Annotated in this window: 10 protein-coding genes; 5 read left to right on the forward strand and 5 right to left on the reverse strand. The window is 75.8% G+C overall.

Going from position 1 to position 22093, the window contains the following annotated elements; genetic code table 11:
• Positions 1–104 precede the first annotated feature (104 nt).
• From ACFCX4_RS19270 to ACFCX4_RS19290, 5 genes are all read right to left on the reverse strand, one after another.
• The gene (locus tag ACFCX4_RS19270) at positions 105–1454 is read right to left on the reverse strand and encodes a glycoside hydrolase family 18 protein (protein ID WP_376143922.1); all 1350 of its coding nucleotides are present in this window, start codon (positions 1452–1454) and stop codon (positions 105–107) included.
• A gap of 209 nt (positions 1455–1663) precedes the next feature.
• A complete protein-coding gene (locus ACFCX4_RS19275) occupies positions 1664–5695 on the reverse strand; it encodes a hypothetical protein (RefSeq protein WP_376143924.1) in 4032 nt (1343 codons plus the stop codon).
• A gap of 139 nt (positions 5696–5834) precedes the next feature.
• Entirely contained in the window at positions 5835–6749 is a 915-nt protein-coding gene (locus ACFCX4_RS19280; RefSeq protein WP_376143939.1) for an ABC transporter ATP-binding protein, read from the reverse strand.
• Between the two features lie 92 nt (positions 6750–6841).
• Positions 6842–9664 (reverse strand): hypothetical protein, encoded by a 2823-nt coding sequence (locus tag ACFCX4_RS19285; RefSeq protein ID WP_376143926.1) that lies wholly within the window; start codon positions 9662–9664, stop codon positions 6842–6844.
• Positions 9665–9782: 118 nt separating this feature from the next.
• Entirely contained in the window at positions 9783–13178 is a 3396-nt protein-coding gene (locus ACFCX4_RS19290; protein ID WP_376143928.1) for an FtsX-like permease family protein, read from the reverse strand.
• A 254-nt stretch (positions 13179–13432) separates the two neighbouring features.
• Here ACFCX4_RS19290 and ACFCX4_RS19295 point away from each other — a divergent pair, with 254 nt between their 5' ends.
• The 5 genes from ACFCX4_RS19295 (at position 13433) to ACFCX4_RS19315 (ending at position 22034) form a co-directional block, all read left to right on the forward strand.
• Positions 13433–13981, forward strand: a complete 549-nt coding sequence (locus ACFCX4_RS19295) for a MarR family winged helix-turn-helix transcriptional regulator (protein WP_376143930.1) — start codon at positions 13433–13435, stop codon at positions 13979–13981.
• An 85-nt stretch (positions 13982–14066) separates the two neighbouring features.
• The gene (locus ACFCX4_RS19300) at positions 14067–15095 is read left to right on the forward strand and encodes an LLM class flavin-dependent oxidoreductase (protein ID WP_376143931.1); all 1029 of its coding nucleotides are present in this window, start codon (positions 14067–14069) and stop codon (positions 15093–15095) included.
• 73 nt (positions 15096–15168) lie between these two features.
• Positions 15169–15729: a peptidase inhibitor family I36 protein gene (locus tag ACFCX4_RS19305; RefSeq protein ID WP_376143933.1), complete on the forward strand. Its 561-nt coding sequence runs from the start codon at positions 15169–15171 to the stop codon at positions 15727–15729.
• A 129-nt stretch (positions 15730–15858) separates the two neighbouring features.
• Positions 15859–19575, forward strand: coding sequence for an endonuclease/exonuclease/phosphatase family protein (locus tag ACFCX4_RS19310; RefSeq protein WP_376143935.1), 3717 nt, complete (start codon positions 15859–15861; stop codon positions 19573–19575).
• A gap of 647 nt (positions 19576–20222) precedes the next feature.
• Positions 20223–22034, forward strand: coding sequence for a CocE/NonD family hydrolase (locus tag ACFCX4_RS19315; RefSeq protein WP_376143937.1), 1812 nt, complete (start codon positions 20223–20225; stop codon positions 22032–22034).
• Positions 22035–22093: the final 59 nt, after the last annotated feature.

Below are 22093 nucleotides of genomic sequence, written 5' to 3' on the forward strand. Positions count from 1 at the left end.
GGGGGGCCCCCCCCCCCCCCCCCCCGGGGGCCCCCCCCCACCGGTCCTCCACCGGTCCTCCCGCCACGGCGGTGCGTCACCGCCGGCGGGTCACCGGCGGGACGTCACCGCCGGCCCAGGCCGCGGTCGATCGCCGTGATCAGCTCACCGTCCGGGGTGTCCCCGTCGAGCGACCAGATCATCGCGCCGCCGAGGCCCTCGCGGCGCACGTACTCGGCCTTGGTGCGCAGCACCGTCGCGTCGTCGTACGTCCAGAACGTGGTGCCGTCGAACAGCCAGGCGTTGCCGTTGCGCGGGCCCCGGTGGAGCTTGTAGGTGCCGGAGTCGGCGAGCTTCTTCAGCGCCTTGTAGTCCTCGGTGCCGGCCACCCAGGTCGCCGGGGCGGGACCGGCGGCGGGCTGCCCGAGACCGTCGCCGCCGCCCGTGACGCCCGTCCAGCCCTGGCCGTAGAACGGCATGCCGGTGACCAGCTTGCGGGCCGGGGCACCGCGCCGCAGCCAGGCGTTGACGGTCTGGTCGACGCTGAAGTCCTTCTTCGCGTAGAGCGCGGACTGCTGCGCGGTGGTCTTCTCCCCCGAGACGTGGAAGTCGTAGCCCTGGAGGTTCACGAAGTCGAAGTCCCGCATGATCTTCGAGACCTCGAAGCCCGCGTCGATCTTCGCGGGGGCGGTGGGCACGTACGCGCTGAGCTCGAAGTGCCTGCGGTTCTTCAGCGACCGGCCGTAGGCGTCGACCTGGGTGCGGAACTCGCGGACGAGCTTGGTGAAGTTCTGCTTGTCCTCGGGGCGGATGACGTTGCCGGGGGCGCCGTCGGAGCCGGGCCACTCCCAGTCGAGGTCGATGCCGTCGAACAGCCCGGCCGCCGCGCCCGCGCCGCCGCGGGGGCCGTCGGCCGGCAGGTTGCCCTTGAGGTAGAGGTCGATGCAGGAGGAGACCAGCGCCTTGCGGCCGGCCTCGGTGCGCACGGCGTCCGAGAAGTACGCCGAGCCGCTCCAGCCGCCGAGCGAGATCATCACCTTGAGGCCGGGGTGCTCGGCCTTGAGCTTGCGCAGCTGGTTGAAGTTGCCGGCCAGTGCCTGCCCGTCGGCGTCGGCGACGCCGTCCACCGACTCCGCCGCGCCGACCGGGCGGGAGTAGTCGGCCCACGGGTCGGAGCCGGGGCCGCCCATCTGGCAGGTGCCGGCCGGGCCGACGTTGCCGAAGGCGTAGTTGATGTGCGTCAGCTTGTCGGCCGTGCCGCTGGTCTCCAGGTCCTTGACGTGGAAGTCGCGGCCGTAGATGCCCCACTGGATGAAGTAGCCGACCCGCTTGTACGCGGCCCCGCCGTGCCGGGAGGCGTCGCCGGCGCCGTCGAGGTCGGCGGCCGCGGCCACCGGGGCGAGCGGGGCCAGCAGCCCCAGGACGGCCGCGGCGGCGGCGCCGACGGTCGAGCGGGTCGAGAATCTGTGACGCATGAGCGAGATCACCCCTTGTGCGGTGGGGGCCGCACGGTCGTGGGAAACGGTGGACGGCACAGGGAGTCCGCAGGGTGCGCCCGTGGTGGGCGGCGACGACTCAACACGCCAAGGTCCATACCTGTCAACGGAGTTCGGCAAAGGTTTTGCAAAACGGACCGCACCGCCCGGATTTCCGGGCGGTGCGGCGGCGGACAGTTGACCCGCTGTCAGATCGAGAAGTAGCCGATCAGGTCGGCGACCACGTCGGTGCTGCCCCACTGGTTGGCGAACGACACCCGCCCGTCGACCACCGGGACCATCACCAGTGTGGAGACGACCTCGCCCGGCCGGTAGTTGAGGTTCGAGGCGTCCGGACGGCCCTGGCCGTGCGGGTAGACCGTCAGGAAGCTCCTGTCGGTCGGCCACACCGCGGTGACGTTCATCAGCACCGAGGTCACCCCGGCCGCGGGCACGCCCTCGACCCCGGCCACCTTCAGGCTGACCATGTCGCCGTCCCCGCCCAGGGTGCCGATCCGGGCGCCCTCACCGGTGCGGGTGTCCAGCAGGCGCACCAGGGAGGACGGCGTGTAGGTGGCGCCCGAGGCCCCGTAGTAGCCGAGGACGTCGACGCCCAGGTCGATCGCCCCCCGGGCGTTGCGCAGGTCGACCCTGCCGTCCGCCCCGACCGGGACGGTCACCAGGTTCGACACGTTCTGCCCCGCCGCGAAGTTGACCGCCGACGCGTCCGGCGCCGCCTCGCCGTGCGGGTAGGCCGTCACGTAGCCGGTGGCGGTGGGGTCGACCGCCGTCACGCTCATCACGACCGCCGTCACCCCGCTCGCCGGGACCCCGGCCACCCCGGTCACCTTGAGCGGCACCACGCCGCCCGGGCCGACCCGGCCGGCCGGCGCGCCGACGCCGTGCACCGTGTTGAGGATCCGCGACGGCGACACCGGGCTCAGCAGGGAGCCCCGGTCGGTGCCGTCGGTGTAGTACCCGACCACGTCCACGCCGAGGTCGACCTCGCCCCAGGCGTTGCGCAGGTCGACCCTGCCGTCGGCCAGCGGGACCGTCGCCAGGTTGGTGACGTTCTGCCCGGCGGCGAAGCTGACCGTCGGCAGGTCGGGCACCTTCTGTCCGCCCGGGTACACGGAGACCGCGCCGGCCCGGGTCGGGTTGACGGCCGTCACGTTCATCACCACGGCCGTGGCCCCGGTGGCCGGGACCCCGCCCGCACCGGCGACCCGCAGCGACACCACGCCGCCCTGGCCGACCCGGCCGGCCGGCGCGCCGACGCCGTGCACCGTGTTGAGGATCCGCGACGGCGACACCGGGACGAACCGGCCCTTGGCCGGGGCCGGCTCCGGCGTCACCGTGAAGGCCCCGGCCAGGGCGGGACCGCCGCTGCCGTAGCCGTCCAGCACCACGTCGTACGTCCCCGGCCGGTAGCCGTAGGTGTCCACCAGGGCGTGCAGTTCGGTGCCGCCGGGGTTCACCGAGAGCGGCTGCAGGGTGTACTGCGAGGAGCCCCCGGTGCCGGTCAGCCGCAGCTTGGTGCCCAGGGTGAGGCCGGCGCCGCGGATCGTCACCTGGGTCTGTGTGCCGGCCGCGCCGGTGGCGGGGGCGATCGAGTTCAGGGCGAACGCGTTCGGCCGTCCGCCGCAGGTGGAGGTGGTCCTGTCGCAGACCCCCTGCACGGTGTACTCGACCGGGGTCGCCGCGCGGCCGGGGCTGACCAGCAGCACCGCCTGCCCGGCGACGGCGTTCGAGTGGGCGGTGCAGCGGCCGCCGAGCAGGCCGTAGCTGCTGGAGCAGGTGTAGGTGGCGGAGGACTCGTCCCAGACCGCCGGCCCCATCAGGTCCAGGACGGGCTTCTCCACCGACGGCGCGGAGGTCGTGCCGAAGACGTCGAAGGACTGCGAGGGCTTCATGTCCACCACGGCGCAGTACGCCGTCGAGGACTCGGTGAGCAGCCCGCCGCGCAGCGCGAAGCCCTCCGCCGAGACCGGGTGCGCCGTGCACTCCGGCGCCCACCCGGCGGCGGTGCCCACCCGCCAGGTGTCGACGTCGGTGTGGATCGGACCGCCGCCCTTGTGGCCGGCCGCGAGCACCACCAGCGTGTACGTGGTCGCGCCGGTGACCTTGCAGGCGTAGCCGAACTGGACACAGACCGTCCGGCCGCTGCCGTCGGCGACCTGGAGCTGCACCGTGGGGTCGTAGCGGCCGGCCGTCGAGCGGGCGCTCAGCCAGAGCCGGTCGGTGGCGGCGGCGGTGACCCGGACGCAGCGGGCGTCCAGCGCCGAGGTGAGGTCCAGGGGCAGGGACCGGCCGCCGACCGCGGTCGCGTTCGGCGTGAGGCAGGCCGCGTCCGGCGAGATGTCCCGCCGGCTCAGCCGGTAGGTCTCCCCGGACCGGCCGTCCAGCAGGGTCGTGTAGCCGGTCCCGGCCGCGAAGGCGCAGGTGAAGGCCCCGCCCTCGCAGAGCACGGTGCCGGTCGGGTCGACCACCTTGACCGAGGCGCCGCCGGTGTTGGCCGCGTTCGCGTAGTCGACGGCCTCGGCGGTGCTGTGCGCGCCGGCGGGCAGCGCCAGGCAGGCCTGGGGCGCGTCCCGGGTCGGCGTCACCTCGGCGCCCCAGCCGCCGTCGAAGGCGCTGCGCGGCCAGGCGGCGCAGCCGGCCGTCTCACCGGTGCGGTGGATCACCAGCCGGTAGGTCTGGTCCGGGGTGCCGCTCAGCACGGCCCGGAACGGCGCGGTCCCGGTCAGCCGGCAGATCGTGGACGAGTACGCGTAGAGGTTCTCGCACTGCTTGAGGCCGGTCGCGTCGAGCACCGCGAACGAGGCGCCGGTCATGCCGTCCGGGGGCCGGTTGAGCAGGTAGACGCCGTTCCCGGCGGCGGTGGGCAGGGTGAGGCAGGGGGCCCGGCCCGGTGCGCCGAAGCCGCCGGTGACCGGGCCGGACGCGAACCCGCTGTCGCCGGTCGCGGTGCAGCCGCGGGTCTCCCGGTCGGAGCGCAGGGTCGCCCCGAAGGCCTGGCCGGCGGGCGTGCGCGGGTCGACGACCCAGGTGTAGTCGCCGGGGGCGAACAGACAGCCCGCGCCCGGCCCGCAGGTGCCGTGCGGCGGACGGCTGCCGTCGGCCGCGAACAGGACACCGGTCAGCGGCTCGCCGTCGGGCTTGACCGCGGCGTAGGAGTACGGCCCCTGCTCGGTGATCCGCAGGGTGCGGCAGCGGGCCGTCGGGGCGGTGTCCGGGGCGGTGCCGAAGGCCTGCGGCACCACCACCGCGCAGCCCTGCGTGGCGGCGAGCCGCGCCAGCGTGAGGTCGTACGCCGGTACCGCGCCGTAGCCGGCCTGCACCCCGACCCGGAACGGTGCCGGGCCGGACAGCGTGCAGTCCAGCAGGTCGTACTCCCAGGTCTCGTTGCGGGTGCAGGCCGGCCGGCCCGCGGCGTCGAAGACCGTCCGGTCGAGCCCGAGCCCGGGGAGGTGGATCCGCAGCCGGTCACCGGTCACGAGGTCCGGGGCGAGGTAGCACTCGCCGGCGGAGCCGGGCGGCAGCGAGCCGCGGAACGCGGTCGGTGCGGCGAGGGAGAGGTCCGCGGCGCCCACCGTCCGGCAGGCGCCGGGGGCGAGCAGCGTCCGGTAGGAGACGGCGAGGTCGGCCGGGATGCTCGTCTCCTCCGTGATCCGGAGGGTGTAGGTGCCCGCCTGCGTGGTGGTGCAGCGCAGCAGTCCGCCGTACTGGGACTCGCCGGACCGGTCGCAGTCGGGCTCCGTGCCGTCCGGCCCGAGCAACTTCCTGCTCACCGCGCCGACGGTCGTCAGGATCCGGACGAACAGCACGTCCTGGGCCTGCGGCAGGGTGAAGGAGAACGACACCGGGACGCCGGGTTCGAGCGTGCAGGCGGCGATGACGGCGGCGGTGAGCGCCGGCGGGCAGGCGCCGGAGACGCCGGCCCGCCGGAGGTCCTCGGCGGCGGCCTCGGCGGCGGCCTTCGGGTCCTCCGCGGGCGGGGCCGCCGGCCCGGCGGCGGGGGCCGGCGCGTCCGGGGCGGAGGGGCCCGCGGACGGCTCCGGGCCCGGCTGCGCACCCGGCAGCGGCGCGGCGGTGGCGGCCGGCGGCTGCGCCACGGCCGCGGCGGGAACGGTCTGGCCCACCAGGGTGGCCAGGACGGCGAGCAGCAGTGCGCCCGGTACCGACCTGCGCGCTCCGCCCCTCCCCGGGTGCGTGTGTCTGCCCGACGGCAGAGGTTTCATGAGTCCCCCTCGTCCTGGCCCCAACCCCTGTGACGATCACAAGAGTTCGTGGGCAGCCGGATTGTAGCCACCGGGGGCGGCGGCGCAGGCGGGGAGGGCGGCAGCTGCGGGGAGCCGGTGCCGGCGGGCTGCCGGGGCGTCAGTCCCCCTCCCCCTCACCGGTGGTGGCGGGGGCGTCCGGCGGGCGGGGGCGGTCGGGCCAGAGCTCGATGTGATCGTGCGCCAGCACCAGCCGGACGCGGTGCGCCAGGCCCAGCGACTCGGTGAACTCGCGCGGGAGCTGGAGCCGCCCGACGCGGTCGAGGACGGTGTACTCCTCGCCGGAGAGCGGGCTGCCGGGGCCGGGGCCGGCGGTGTGGCGGAGCACCTCGGTGGAGGTGCGGCCGTCGCGGATCCGGACCGTGCGGCGGACCTGGTCGGCCACCAGGGCGTCATGGGTGACGATCAGCACCGTGGTGCCCAGCTCGGCGTTGGCGGTGCGCAGGGCGGCGAAGATCTCCTCCGAGGTGGCGGTGTCCAGCTCGCCGGTGGGCTCGTCGGCGAGCAGCAGACGCGGCCCGTTGGCCAGGGCGACGGCGATCGCCACCCGCTGCTGCTCACCGCCGGAGAGCGCCGCGGGGGTGCGGTCGGCGGCCCCGGCGATCCCCATCAGACCGAGCAGCTCCACCGCCCGGGCGGCCCGCCGGCGGCGCGGCACGGCGGCGTAGCCCATCGGCAGCTGCACGTTCTCCCGGGCCGTCAGGTACGGCAGCAGATTGCTCGCGGCCTGCTGCCGGACCGTGCCGACGGTGCGGCGCCGGTAGGCGGTCCGTTCGCGGCGCTTGAGCCCGCCCACGTCGGTTCCGGCCACCCGGGCGGTGCCGGCGCTGGGGGTGTCCAGGCCCGCGAGGATGCCGAGCAGGGTGGACTTGCCGGAGCCGGAGGCGCCGACCAGCGCCGTCAGCTCGCCCTCCCGCACGGTCAGGTCGAGGCCCTGCAGGGCCTGCACCTCGACCCCGTCACCGGCCCGGGTGCCGGTGCGGAAGATCCGCACCAGGCTCTCGCACTCCACCATGGGCCGGTCGGTCCCGGACCCCTCGGTCGGTCGGTCGGTCACAGCGCCCCTCCCGGTGGCAACGTCACTCCCGCTCGCAGTGCCTCTCCCGGTCACAGCGCCTCTCCCAGTCGCAGCACGGCGCCCAGTCCGCGGCGGCGGCCGATCGCCGCCTCCAGGACGGCCGCCGCCGTCATCAGCAGGGCCAGCGCGAGGCCCAGCCCCGCGACGGCCGTCCAGTCGATGTGCACGGCGGGTTCGAACGGCCCGCCGGTGATCGGCCCCAGCCGCAGACCGGCGCCGAGGACGGCGGGCAGCAGCAGGCCGAGCGCGGTCCCGCCGACCGCCGCCGACAGCAGCAGCGGCACCACCTGGACCAGTTGCAGGGCGAACACCGCGCGGCTGCCGGTCCCCAGGGTGCGCAGACGGGACGTGGTGCGGGCGCGTTCGGCGGCGCTGAGCAGCAGGTCCAGGGCGAACGCGCCGAGTCCGAGCAGCAGCCCGGTCCCGGTGGTGACCAGGAAGGCCAGCCGCAGCGAGCGGGCCAGGCCGTCCCCGCGCAGCGCCTCCAGCTGTCCCGCCCGGTCGCGGAGTTCGACCCGCTGCCCGGGTTCGCCGGTGGGGGCGGTCAGGTGGCGGACGGCCGTCCGCACGGCGGCCGGGTCGGAGCCCGGGCCGGCCGCCGCCGAGTGGAGCAGCAGGGCGGACGGGTGGTTCTTCTGGACGGGCAGCCGCTCCGCGGACGGGCCGGTGAACAGCAGCAGCGCGGGGGGCCGGTCCCGGTCGCCGAGCACCGGCCCGAGCAGCGGGTCGCGCAGGGCCTCGCCGGGCAGCGCGCCCAGGACGCGGACCAGGACGCGGCCGGTGCCCGGCGCGGACAGCTCGAAGGTCCCGCCGGGGAACCGGGCGGCGAGCGCGGGGTCGGCCAGCGCGGTGAGCACCGGGACCTCGTGGTCGGCGCCGGTCCACTCGACGGGGGCGGCCGTCCCGGGCGCGGCCGTCAGGGCGCGGGCCACCGGGGAGGACGGGTTCGCGGCGCGCAGTCCGTCGGCGTCCACCCCGACGAACTGCGCGCCGCCGACGGTGGTGCCGTCCTCCTGCGCGATCAGCTCGCCGCTCGCGCCGGTGACGGCCACCCGCCGGACCTGGCCGGGGAGCCGGTCGAGGTCGCCGGAGAGCCGGTCCCTCGGCCCGACCAGCGCGAACGGCGCCCCGCCGGTGCGCCACTCGGCGAGCCGTGCCTGGCCGGCCCCGACGGTCCGCGGGATCGTGGCCCCGTAGACGCCGTAGCCGGTGGCCAGCACCAGGACCAGCAGGGCGAGCGCCGCCGCGCCGCTCTGCCGGCCGGCCCCGGCCAGCGCCACCAGTGGGACCAGGCCGCGCGAGCGGCGCGCCCAGCGGGTCGCCGCCGACAGCAGCGGGGGCAGCAGCCGGAGCAGGAGCAGCACCACGACCAGTGCCAGGAGCACCGGCGCGAGGGCGAGTTGGGGGTCGATGCCGGAGCCCGCGTAGGCGCCCCGGGAGCGCAGGGCGACGACCCCGCCGACGGCGAGCAGCAGTACCAGGCCCTCCAGGACGAGCCGGCGCGAGGGCGGCAGCGGCCCGCTCCGCCCGGCGGAGGCGAGCAGCACGACGGCGGGCGCGCACCAGACCAGCAGGGCCGCGACCAGGACCGGGACCGGCGAGCCGAGGCCGGCGCCCGGCGGCGCGAGCGCCCGCCCCAGCACCCAGCCCGCCGCGACCCCGGCGCCGACCGCCACCGCGGCCTCCGCCAGCATCCGGCCGGCGATCCCGGACAGCCGGGCGCCGCGGGAGAGCTGGAGCGCGAAGGCGCCGGCCCGGCGGCGGGCCCCCAGCCGGGCGGCGGCGACGGCGGTGGCCACCACCACGGCGAGCACCCCGGCGAGCGCGAAGCCCTGGAGCTGCTCGGTGCGCAGCCGCTGGGCGGCGAAGCCGTCGAGTTCCGGGGTGAGCCGCTCGGCGACGGTGATCACGTCCACCCACTGCCGGGCCACCGTGCATCCGGCACCGGTTCCGCACAGCCGCTCCTGGGGGGCCGCACGCCACCCGGCCAGGGCGGACCGCGTCCGGTCGATCGCGGCCCGGGTGGCGGCCGGCCCGGAGCGGTCGACGGTCACCGGGAGCTCCCAGGCCGCGACGAGTCCGGCGCCGCCGCCCGCCAGCCGCTCGATCGCGCCGGCGGTGGTCAGCAGTTCGCCGGCCAGGTTCCGGCCGCCGTCCCGCCGGATGACGGTCCAGGGCGCGACCAGCATCGGGGACTGCGTCCAGATCCGGTCCGCGCCGTGGTCGGTGCGGAAGACGCCGGTCACCACGAGCGGGGCCGACAAGCCGTCGCCGGCCAGCCGGAACCGCCGGCCGGCCGGCAGTCCGATCCGGTCCCTGGTGCCCTCGGAGACGGCGACCTCGACGGCCGGCGGTTCGCCGGACGGGCCCTGCGCGTCCGGAGCGGTCCCGGGCGGCTGCGGTGCCCGGCCCTCGACGTACTCGACCGGCCCTCCGGTGCCGTCGGGCTGGGCGTGGACCAGGGCGAACTCCGGTGCCGCGCCGTAGAACTGCGGCAACTCGGGTGCGGGGGCATGCGGGGTGGCCGCCCGGGCGCGCGGCCTGCCGAGCGCGGCGGCGACCGGGCCGGCGGCGGCGCGCAGCGCTTCGCCGACCGAGTCGAGGTCCCGGTCGAGCGTTCCGTCGGCGTCCGGCGGGGGCGTCAGCGGGATCGTGGCGGCCCTGGCGGAGAGCATCGCCCCGGACAGCTGGGCGCGGTCCACCCGGTCCGCGAGGGTGCCGGCCGCCAGCCGGTCGAGGCGCGGCGGCCAGCTCAGCGGGACCGCCGTGAGCAGGACGGCGAGCAGCCCCAGCACCGCCGCGACGGGCCAGGCGACCCGTGCCTCGCGCCGGATCAGGCGCAGTGTCAGCATGTGGGGCTCCCCCCGTCGAAGCGTCCGTTCCGGTGGGCGCCGCGGTCCCCGTGCGTGCCGTGGCCCTGCCCGCCGTGGCCGTGCCTGCCGCCGCGGGGCACGCCGCCGGTCCCGGGCCTCATCCGTCCTCCCCCGCGCGCAGGGCCGGGACCAGGTCGACCCGGGCCGACAGCCTGGTGAGGACCGGCAGCACGAGGACGAGCAGCAGCCCGACGGCCAGCGCCGTCAGCACGGCCGCGGGCCGGCCCGGCGCGGCGAGCAGGCCGGGGAAGACCGGGGCCGCGTGGTCGTCCAGCACGGTGAGCGTCAGCAGCAGGGTCGCGAGCAGCAGGCCGAGCACCCCGCCGAGCAGCACCGGCGGCACGGCCACCGCCGCCTGTTCGGCGCGCAGCAGCGCGACCAGCTCACCGCGCCGCACGCCCAGCGCGCGCAGCACCGCCAGCTCCCGCCGGCGGGCCCGCAGCGCGCCCACCGTGTGCAGGGTCAGGGCGGCCAGCGCGAAGAGCGGCGCGGTGACCAGCACCAGCAGCCAGGCACAGCGGAGCCCGGCCCGGAACGGGTCGTCCGCCAGCGCGGCGGCCTCGGCCGGCACGCTCTGCGGCCGGCCGAACTCACCGCGGCCGTCCACGGCGGCCCAGGTGGCGGCCGGGTCGTCGCTGGTCAGCCACCAGCGGCCGACCGCGGGCGGGGCCGCGCCGGCGAACGCGCGGTTGGCGGCGAGCGCGCGCAGGTCCAGCACCAGATGGGCCCGGTTCCCGGCGTAGCCGGGCAGCCCGTCGACCTCCCCGGTGATCAGGACCGGCTGGGCGCTGCGGTTGTCGCGCTCCCAGTCGAGCCGGACGGTGTCGCCGACCCGGGCCCCGACGGCGTCGAGCAGGGCGCGGTCGGCGAGCGCGGGCAGGACGGGGGGCAGCGGCGCGGGGGACGGACCGGACGGCACGGCGGTGCCGGTGCCGGGCAGCACCGCGAGGACCGCGTCCGAGCCCGCCGCGTCCGGGGGGATCCGTGGCCGTTCGGACCGCAGCACGGCGTGCAGCAGAACGGGCCCGCCGCTCTCCCAGGTGCAGACGTCGGCCTGCTCGGCGCTGTCGAACGGCGGCTCGGCCGACCTGGGCCGGGCGGTCTCGAAGCCGGGACAGCCGAGCGCGAACGGGTCGGCCGGGAACCTGCCGTAGCGGGCCCAGGACTGTCCCGGCGGCAGCGCGAGTTCGGTCCGCCGTCCGCCGCTGACGGCGGCGATCCGCGAGACGCCCAGGTCGAGCGTGGCGCGGGTGTCCTGCCCGCCGGGGAAGTGGACGCCGAGCCGGCCGATCGTCAGCGGGTGGGTGCGCCGCCCGCCGTCGTCCAGCGGGACGGTCAGGGTGTGCGGGCTGCCGTCGGCGGGCAGCGGGACGGTCAGTTGCTCGGTGATCCCGTCGGCGTCCCGGAGCCAGAACCGCAGGCCCGCGCCGGGCGCCGGGAGCGGCCGGTCGACGCTCGCCCGGGCGGTCACCTCCAGCGCCGTCGGCTCGCCCGGCAGGACGATCCCCTGCGAGGCCACGGCGGTCAGCGGGGCCAGCAGCGCCCGGACCGGGCGGTCGGCCAGGTCCGGCCGCAGGACGGGCAGGTCCGCGGCGGAGGCGGCCGCGGTGTTCAGGGCGATCGTCTGCACCACCGTGGTGCCCAGGTAGGCCGCCTGCTCGGCCACCGGGACGGCCCCGGTGACGCCCGGCAGCGCGGCCAGGGCGGCGCGGTGCCGGGCCGGCGGTCCGGGCACCGCGGTCAGCCGCAGATCGGCGCCGACCGCGTGGGCCGCCCGGTCGCGGTCGCCCGCCGGCAGCGCGCCCAGCGTGCCGGCCGCCAGGGCCCCGCAGGCCACCGCCAGCAGCGTCACCAGGGCCGGCACCGCCTGGCGCCCGGTGTCGCGGCTCAGCCGCCAGGCGGCCAGTGGCAGGACCAGCCCGCGCCCCCGGGCGGCCGCCCGCTCCAGCAGCCGCCCGGCCGGCGGGAGCAGCCGCAGCAGCAGGACCGCCCCGGCCACCGCCATCGCCGCCGGGGCGAGCACCAGCGTCGGGTCGACCCAGGACTCCAGGCCGGCGACCGGGCCGCCGGCCACCACCCCGCCGTAGTACCGGAGCTGGAAGAAGCAGAGGGCCGCCACGGCGAGCAGCGCCAGGTCCGCGCCGGCCCGTTGCAGACCCAGCCGCCGCGGACCGCGCCCGCGCGCCCGCCCGGCGCCCCGCCGCACGGCCTGCCGGGCGAGCGGCAGCAGCAGGGCCGCGCCGTGCACCAGGAGCGCGAACCCGGCGACCCACCAGGCCGCCCGGCCCTCGCCCGCGGCCAGGCCGTGCACCCCGGCGCCGCGCAGGACGGCGGCGAGCAGCGGATCGGCCAGCAGCAGCCCGCAGACCGCCGCCGGCAGCGCGGCCACCGCCCACAGTCCGGCCGCGCCGGCGAGCAGCCGCACCGCGCCCGCTCCCCGGGAACTCCGCAGCGCCTGCTCGCCGGTGACCGCGTCGGCCAGCCGGCGGGCCGTCAGCACCAGGACCGTCGCGGCGAGCAGCGCGAGCAGGGCGAACGGCACCGCGATCTCGGCCCTGGCGGTCAGGGCCGGCACCGCCTGGCTGTCGACCGCGGCGGGCAGTCCGCTGCGCACCGTGGTCCCGGCCAGCGCGGGTTCGGCGCCCCGGTAGACCGAGCGGGCGGCGTCCGAGCCGGCCAGGACGGCCGTCCGGTCGCGCAGCGCGGCCAGGCCGGACAGGCTCGATCCCCCGGTGTCGGGCAGCGCCAGCCAGACGGCGAGGGTCCGGGTGGCGAAGGAGGGAAGCGTGGTCAGCCGGGCACCGTCGACCAGCATCAGGACCGCCCCGTCGCCGTCGGCGCCGCCGAGGGCGGTCCAGACCGCGGCGGCGGCCGGGTCGGGACGGTAGACGCCGGTGACGGTGATCCTCAGCGGCTCGCCGGTGCCGGGGGAGCCGATGACCGTGCTGCCGCCGGAGTCCAGGCCGAGCCGGTCGGCGGCGGTGTCGGGGAGGGCGACCCGCAGTTCGGCGGCGGAGGCCGCGGCGGGGGCACCAGGGGCGACGGGGGCCGCGGCGGCGTCCGGCCAGCTGCCGCTGCGCAGCCGGCCGTGGCGGCCCGGGTCCGGCAGTGCCACCGGGAGGACGGAGAGCGCGGTCTCGCCGGCCCACCGGCGCCCGGCGGACGGCAGCGGCAGGTCGACGGGGCCGACGGCACGCAGGGCGGTCTCGGTCCGGAACGGGGTGCCGTCCATGGTGCGGAGCAGCGCCGCGCGCACCGCCCGGTCCGCCGCGGGCAGGCCCGGCGCCGTCCAGCGCGCGGTCACCTCCACCGAGCGGCCGGCGTCGGCCGCGAGCCGCTGGCGCACCCCCGTGGTGGCGGCCGAGCGGGACAGCCCGGCCACCGCCGCCAGCACCGCCGTCGCCACCAGGACGCTGACGGCCACGGCCACCAGCACCGGGCCGTGCCGTCCGAGTCCGCGCCCCGTCCGGCGCCAGAACCCCGTCCGTGCCATCCCCTGCTCCCCTCGCTGCCCTCCGTGCCGGAGGAGCACGCGCCGTGCGGCCAACTCTGCCGCAGAGCCCGGGTCCTGGCGCATACACCTCTTGATGGTCTGTACCAATCCGGGTCAGGCGAGCATCGTCCCGGGGGCGCCGCCCGAGCGGAACGGCGGCGGACGGCCCGGTGTCCGTCCGGGAAGGAACAGTGCCCGGACGGACACCTCCGACAACCGGCCGGCGACGCCGGGCGGTCGATAGCATCGGCCGCATGGCTGAACGGGCTGGACGGGCGGAGCAGGCCGAGGGGGCCCGGGAGGCCGCCGGGACCGAACGGGCGGGGCGGCCGGAGGAGCCCCCGCCGTGGCTGGACGCGCACGAGGACGAGGTCTGGAGCGGGTTCTTCGAGACCCAGGTGCTGTTCTGGCGCCGCCTGGCCCAGCAGCTGCAGCAGGAGACCGGCCTCTCCGAGCCGGACCTCGCCATCCTCCAGGCCCTGCTGGCGGCCCCGGGCGGCCGGCTACGGGCCTACCGGCTGAGCGGCGTCACCCAGTTCGAGAAGAGCCGGCTGCACCACCACCTGACCCGGATGGCCGGTCGCGGCCTGGTCACCCGCGAGCCCTGCCCGGACGCCGGGCGCGGCGCCGTGGTGGCCCTCACCGAGCAGGGGCGGGCCGCCGTCGCCGCCGCGCTGCCCCGGCGCGCGGCGCACATCCGCCACTGGCTCACCGATCCCCTGACGGACGATCAGCGCAGTGCCCTGATCGGCATATCGGCCACCCTCACCGCACAGCTGAAGGGCGACGGTCCCACCCGCTGAAACCCTCGAACCGGTTGACGCGTCAACTCGGCGCGCCCATCCTGGGGTTGACACGTCAACCCGACGGCACCCCGGGGGAACCGCCATGCGCTTCCTGCTCCTGCCCCACCTTCCCGACCAGTCCAAGCCGCACCACGACCAGCTCCGCGAACTCGTCGACCAGGCCGTGTTCGCCGAGGAACTGGGCTTCGACGCCTACGGCATCGGCGAGCGCCACGACCGCCCCGCCGTCTCCAGTGCCCCGCCCGTCCTGCTCGCCCACATCGCCGCCCTCACCTCGCGGATCCGGCTCTTCACCGCCGTCACCACCCTCGGCCAGCTCGACCCGCTGCGCGCCTACGAGGACTACGCCACCCTGGACCACCTCGCCGGAGGCCGGCTGGACCTCATCGTCGCCAAGGGCGCCTATCCCCGCTCCTCCCGTCTGTTCGGCGTCACCCGGGAGAACCAGTGGGAGCTGCTCCAGGAGAACTACCTGCTGTTCCGCCGGCTGTGGCGGGAGGAGAACGTCACCTGGCAGGGCCGGCTCGGCCGCTCGCTGGAGGACGCCGAGCCGCTGCCGCGCCCCTACCGGCCGGAGATCCGGATCTGGCACGGGGCCGGGAGCAACCCGGACTCCGCCGACTTCGCCGCCCGGCACGGCGACCCGCTGTTCACCCCCAACGGCGCCGGTGCCATCGGCCCGTACGCCGCGATCGTCCGCCACTACCGGGAGCGCTGGGCGGCGTACGGCCACGACCCGGCGCGCGCCCTGGTCGGCGCGGGCACGGCGGGCTACTTCGGCGCCCGCACCTCGCAGGAGGCGGTGGCGCGCTACCGCCCGGTCTTCGAGGCCCGACTGAAGGTCAACCGGGCCTTCGACGCCTCCTCGCTGCGCTTCGACACCGCCGAGGACCTCGTCGAGCACGGCTCGGTGCTGGTCGGCAGCCCCCAGCAGATCATCGAGAAGGTGCTGGGCCAGCACGCGCACTTCGGCCACGAACTGCTCCACCTGCACGTGGACGGCGAAGTGCTGGACCGCGCGGACTACCTGGGCACGCTGGAGCTGTTCTTCGCCGAGATCGCCCCGGTCCTGCGCCGCGAACTGCCCAGCCGGCCGCTCGGCGACTCGTGACGGCCCGGTGGGGTGCTGCGGCCGGACCGACCGTCATTTGACTGATGCCGCCGTACCGCCCGCCGAAGGAGCCTTGCGGTACGCGACGGCCCCGGTGGCGGGCCATGCCCCGGTGCCGTCGCGCACCGGAATCGTCACCCAGCCCGCTCCGCAGCGCGGGCAGATCTCGAAAGCGGGTTCCACCGTGGCCCTGAAATCGTTCAAGCCGGCGACCGCCGCCGTCGCGGGAGCCGTCGCCGGGGCGGTCCTGTTCCTCACGGCGTCGCCCGCCTCCGCGGCGAACCCCCCGTACGACGGCTGCCCGGCGTGGGCGCTCTGCCTCTACCAGCACGAGGGCGGCACGGGCTCGAAGGCGATCATCACGCCCCCGCCGGCCGGCGGCAACGCGGCGACCGTGCGCCTCCCGAAGGTCCACTTCCTGAACGGCGACATCGCCGACAACCAGGTGTCGTCCTGGATCAACAACTCCCAGTGCGAGATCAGGTTCTGGGACGACCCCTACGGGGACCTCCACCCGTCCGACCTGGACTACGCGCCCGCGTGGAACTGGGGCTACAAGGCCGACTACGGCCAGGGCGGCAGCGTCTCCTACAAGAACGACCGGATGTCCGGCCTCGCCTTCTACTGCTCGTAGCGGCCGGGCCCCCTCCGAGGCCGTCCCCGGCCCTCCGCCCCCCGGCTCTCCGCCCCCGGCCCGCCCAGGACCGGGGGCGCTGCGCTGCGCCTCCCCACCGACGCCTCCCCCGACACGGACAGAGGTCCCATGAAACGCCCACGCCCGGCGGCAGCGCTGCTCTCCGGCCTGCTGCTCTCCCTCACCCTCCCCGCACTCGCCCCCGCGGAGTCCGCCGCCGGGCCCGCCCCGGCCGCCGCCGTGACGGCCGGTCCCGGCGCCGAGGGCCCCGACCTCACCTCCGCCAACCGCACCGGCCCGCCCCCCGGCATGCCCGACTGGTCACGGGTCGGCTTCCGCGGCGGCCGGGCGCTGCCCGGTGACGACTCCCTGACCGGCGATCCCGCCTGCCGCATCACCCCGGAGGTGCTCGCCGCCAAGTACGGCGTCCGGCCGGACGACGGCGCGGACGACACCACCGGCCTGCAGCGGGCGATCGACGACGTCCGGGCGAACTGCTCCCCGAACGCCAACTTCGACCGGCTCTCGCTGATCTCCCTGCCCGCGGGCCGGATCGACGTCTCCCGGCAGATCTACGCCGACGCCGACTACCTCGTGCTGCGCGGCCGCGGCTCCGGCGACGGCGGCACCCGCCTGGTGTTCCGCCCCGACGTCAACACCCGCTACGACACCCTGGTCAACGGCCGCTGGGACCAGGACTCGATGAAGGCCGGCAGCGGCAGCGACGTCGGAACCGGCGGCTGGATCTGGCCCGGCCGCGGCCTCTTCCGGGTCCAGACCCGCGACATCGCGGAGCGCTACCAGGACGACTGGGCCGCCGCCCCCGCCAACCGCAAGGACATCTTCGAGGGCAGCGTCAACCAGCACTGGGCCTCCGGCATCAAGGTCGCCGCCCGGGCGGCCGACCCCGGCTGGGCGGCCCGCCAGGGACAGAACTCCGTCCAGCTGGACCCCAAGGCCGACATGAAGAAGTTCTCCCCGGGCGGCTACGTCTGGGTCGGCGCGGCCAACAGCGTCAAGTTCTACGAGCAGCAGGGCGTCTCCGACCGCAGCCAGATGGACAACCTCCACATGCGGCAGCAGATGTTCCGGGTCGACGCGGTCGACGCCGCGGCGCGGACCGTCACCCTGGACCGCCCGCTGGAGTGGGACGTGCCGGTCGACTCCACCTCGGACGGCTCCCCCGCCCTCGGCGACAAGCCCTACCCGAGCAAGGTCACCCCGCTCAAGGTGGTCCAGGGCGTCGGCTTCGAGGACTTCGCCTTCACCCAGGACATGACCGGCCTGCCCAAAGCGGGCGGCGGGACGTACTCGCTGACGCCCGCCCAGGCCGTGCACAACTACGGCAACCTGGCGCCCGAGTACGCGATGCACGGCATCGTCTTCAAGTGGGCCGCCAACGACTGGGCGCGCGGCCTCAGGGCCGAGATGACCGGCTCGCACCCGGTCGTCACCGAGGACGCCCGCAACGTCCAGATCGAGCGCAACAGCTTCGACGGCGCCTGGAACAAGGGCAAGGGCGGCAACGGCTACCTGCGCGGCAGCCGCGTCTGGGACTCGCTGTACGCCTACAACCTCAGCCGCAACCTGCGCCACTTCACCTTCCAGTGGTCGGCGAGCGGCAACGTCGCCTTCCGCAACGACCTCGACTCCGACCTCAACCTGCACGGCGGGTGGGAGCACAACAACCTCTTCGAGCAGAACACCCTGCGCGTCCCGTACGAACACCGCTCGGGCAACTGCTCGGCCAACTGCGGCGGCGAGGGCGGCGAGGTCGACGAGGGGACCTGGTACCCGGTCTGGTGGGCGGCCGGCCCCAAGGCCGTGAAGTGGTCCGGCTCCTCCGGCCCGCAGAACGTCTTCCACGACAACACCATGGTCAAGCAGACCGCCCCGGGCGGGCCGTACGAGCCGTACGCGCCCTACGGCGACCACTCCGGCACCGCTTACCAGTTCGGCTCCGCCGACGGCGCCCCGAACCGGTTCCAGCCCCTCGGCCAGGGCGGCCAGGGCATCCCCGACTGGGGCGGCCGGGAGACCCTCGACTACACGGGCGGCCAGGGCGTCGTGGCCACCGACGTCGGCAAGCGGCCCTCGCTGTTCCTCCGGAACACCGGCGGCCTCGTACCGCGCGACGACGACACCCGCACCGTGGCCACCTGGAACATGCAGGGCGCCACCACTCCGGGCGAGAACAGCAACAAGTACACCAACGACCTGCCCCGGCTGTACGGGACGGAACTCGGGGCCGGTGCCGACATCATCGCCCTCCAGGAGGCCGGCGCCCCACCCGGCGGCGCCACTCCCCTGGGGCCGATCAGCACCCCCAACATCGACTACTACGACAACAACCTCAACACCATCCCGGTCCAGGAGTACCGGCTCGGCACCAGGAGCCGGCCCACCGGATACCTGTACTGGCTGCGGACCGACACCAGCGACCAGCCGTACGGCCGGGTCAACCTGGCCATCTTCAGCCGCAGCCGGGTGGACCGGAACGACGTCTACGTCGCCCGGATGGGCGCCATCCGCGACCAGAGCGACTCCCGGCCCGCGCTGGGCATCGTCGTCGACGGCGTCGCCTACTACTCGGTGCACGGGTCCTCGGGAGGGCACGGCAGCGACGACCCCCAGCTGCTGCTCAACATCCGGGACCAGATGGCGCCCCGGAACCTGCCCTGGATCGCCATGGGCGACTACAACCGCGAGCCCGACAGCCTGCGCGGCGCGATCGGCCCGAACCTCACCGTCCACTCCCAGGCGCTGCCCACGCGTCCGACACCGCTGGTCACGACCACCGCACCGGCCTCGACCATCGACTACGCCGTCGTTCCCACCGCCCAGGCGCAGCCCTCCTTCATCGGGGCCGCCCGGGCCAACCTGACCTCCTCGGACCACTACCCCGTCGTGTTCACCCTCGCCAACCTGCCCGACCCGGCGGACCCGCAGCAGCCGCAGTCCGGACTGCGCGTGCCCACCCGGGCCGTGCTGCGCAACGCCGCCACCACCAACGTGGCCGGCCCCTCCGGCAGCAGCCACGCGGTCACCGACCAGCCGGTCGGCCGGGCGAGCCTCCCGGCCCAGGTGTTCACCCTGGCGGCCGACCCCGAGTACCCCGGCTACTACCGCCTGTTCCACCCGGGCGAGCCCTTCGGCGGCCGCTACCTGGGGCAGGAGGGCGGCGCCCGCGACGCCCGGACGGTGCTGTGGCCCAACCCGGCGCAGGACCAGCTCTGGGCGCCCGCCGACCAGGGCGACGGCACCTACACCCTGGTGAACCACCACACCCGGCAGTTCCTCACCGACCTCGGCGAGGGCGGGGCCGTGGTGGCCCGTGACTACGACGGCTCGGCGAGCCAGCGCTGGTTCCTCCAGGACCCCGTCGAGGCCACGACCGTCACCGAGATCGTCGCGACCGACGCCCCCGGCTCCGCTCCGACCCTCACGGTCGACGACCTGGAGCCGGCGCCCTACCCCGTCTACCTGGCGGCGGACTCGCCCGGGCGCGGCAACCAGCGGTTCGCCGCGGTCTCCGCCGGGCCGGTCGGCGGCTCCAACTTCAGCTACCTGATCCAGGGCCGGCAGTACGTCAACTCGTCGACGCTCCACCCGCTGGACCCGCAGAACGGCGACTACGTCACCATGGGCGCCTTCCGGCCCAACGACGACGGCTACCTGTGGTGCCGGACGGAGGAGGGGCAGCGGGGAACGCTGCTGGCCAACTTCAGCAGCCCCTACGAGCACCTGGACCTCACCCGGAGCACGACCACCGACGTGGTCACCGTCACCCGGCCCGGGACGGGGACCGACCGGCTCCACTGGCTGTTCCGCACGGCCACGCAGTGACCTGACCGCCGGGAGGCGGTGAGACCCCTCCGCCGGAACGCGAACAGCCGGTCGGCCCCCGGGCCGGCCGGCTGTTCCGCCGTGCGTGCCGTTCCGCCGTGCGTGCCGTTCCGCCGTGCGGCTGTCGTCGGCCGGGCGCGTGCTCTCCCGGCGCGGCCGGCGGCGCAGCTGCCGGGCGGGGAGGTCGACGACGGCGCTGCGCCTCGCGCCCTCGGAGCACGAGGCGCGGCGGCACCCGCGCGGCGGCAGGTGCAGGGCGGCCGGACCCGGACGTCGCCGAGGCCGGCCGGCCGCTGCAGCACCTCCCACCGGAGTTCGCGGGAGAACTCCCGGACACCCGCGTCGGCGGCGGGCCCGAGGAACTCCGGGGCCACCGCGAACGGGCCGCCGCTGTGGCGGCCGAAGCGCACCGGGGCGTCGGGGGAGTCGTGCTCGCCGAGGACGAGCCGGGCCCGCAGGACGATCCGGTCTCGACGGCCTCCGGCTGGGGGCGGGATCCGGCGCGCCGCCGAACCGGACCGGACGGCTCCCTCACTCGTTCGGGTAGGGCCGTCGTCCTCCGGGTTTCGGTGTCTCCCGCCGAACCCATGATCCCGCCTGGACGGCGCCTCCCCGGCGTCCCGGCCTTCCAGGAAAGGGCAGTTCATATGACCACGGAAGACGGAGAGCCGATCGTTTCGGTCACCGACGCGACCCTCACCGACATCGCGGACAACGGCATCTGGCGCGGTGCGAGCCTCGACATCAGCCCGTCGGTCCTCGCCGTCGCCCGGGCACTGCTCGCCGCGCTCCAGGGCACCGCGCCCGCCGCCGAACTCCCGGCGGAGCTGCGGGAGCTGCTGGACGCCGTCCGGCAGCGCGCCGGGGCCGCGATCCAGCGCGTCCCGGTGGCGGACGGCGTCAGCCTCTCCGCGTTCACGATCAGGCAGAACTCCCCCGAGCCGCGTCCGGTGGTCATCGTCCCCTCCGGGTGGAACCCGTACGGCTGGCTGCCGTTCCTGGCCGGCTACCTCTCGCTGGCGGCGCGCGGCTACCACGTGCTGGCGTACACACCGCGCGGCATGGGCAGGCCCGGCGAGTTCTACTCCTCCGACGGGTTCATCGGTGTCGCCGGACCGGACGACCGGGCGGACGGATCGAGGATGATCGACCACGCGGAAGGCCTGTTCTCCCCGGAGAAGGTCGGCTTCCTGGGTCTGTCCTACGGGTCCGGCATCAGCCAGCTGGTCGCCGCGCACGACGAGGACAACCGGGTCGCCGCCGTCGCCGCGCTGAGCACCTGGGGCAACCTCGCCACCAGCCTCTACGACAACGGCACCCGGCACACCGAGGCCGTGGAGCTGCTGATCGCGTTCACCGGGGCCGAGAAGGGCAAGGAGCACGAGAAGTTCGACGCGGAGACCTGGCGCATCCTTGAGGACTTCCGGGCCGGGCGGAACCTGGAGGACGTCGTGGCCTGGGGCACCGACCGCTCCCCGGAGGCCCACGTCGGCCGCACCAACGGCCACGGAACGCCGACCTTCTACTCCAACACCTGGCACGAGACCCTGTTCCCGGCGGGCGAGGCGATCGCCACGTTCGAGAAGCTCACCGTCCCCAAGCACCTGAACCTGTGGATCGGCGACCACGGCGCCCCGGAGGGTGCCGGCATCACCGGCGTGGTGACCGGCAATCCCTTCCCCGGCCTGCTGACCCCGATGCGGGAGGCCTACGCCTGGCTCGACCACCACCTCCTCGGCAAGGCGAACGAGGTACCGGACTGGCCGGTGGTCAGCAGCCAGGTGATGTTCACCTACGAGACGGTCCCAGCCCTGATCGGCCGACGGATCACCGTCCCGGCCCGGCGCGAACCCCTCGACTCCTGGACCGGAGCGACCACCGGCACCGAGGCCTGGTACCTCGGCGGCACCGACGGCAACGGCGGCGGCACCCTGTCCGACAAGCCCGCCACGGACTGGACCCGTGATCTCCTCGCCGGCCGGGAGACCACCGCCACCGCCGTGGACAAGATCATGGAGACCGGGCAGAAGGAGTGGTCCGGCAACCCCAAGCCCTACGCCCCCTCCGGCTTCGCCCCCGACCGGGTGCTGCTCTGGTCCACCGAGGAACTGTCCGACGGCCGCCGCATCCGCGGCTCCGCCACCGTGCGCCTCGGCGTCCGGGTCGCGGACGGCGACGCCGCGACCCTGGTCGCCTACCTCTTCGACGTGGCCCCGGACGGCAGCGCCCGGATCATCACCCACGAGCCCCTCACCGTCACCGGCCTCACCCCCGGCACCGCCCGGACCGTCCGCTGGACGCTCCAGCCCACCGCCTACGACCTCCCCGCCGACCACCGCCTCGCCCTGGCCGTCAACACCCGCGACCAGCTCTACGCCTTCACCGGCACGGTCGACGGCACCACCACCATCACCTCCCTCCACGGCGAGGAGGCCGTCCTGGAACTCCCCCTCGGCTGACCGGCCACCCCGGCCGAGCGGCGGACGGGCGGGTCGATCCGAGGACCGACCCGCCCGCG

This window comes from Kitasatospora sp. NPDC056327, assembly GCF_042261735.1.
In the GTDB taxonomy this organism is placed as follows: Bacteria; Actinomycetota; Actinomycetes; order Streptomycetales; family Streptomycetaceae; genus Kitasatospora.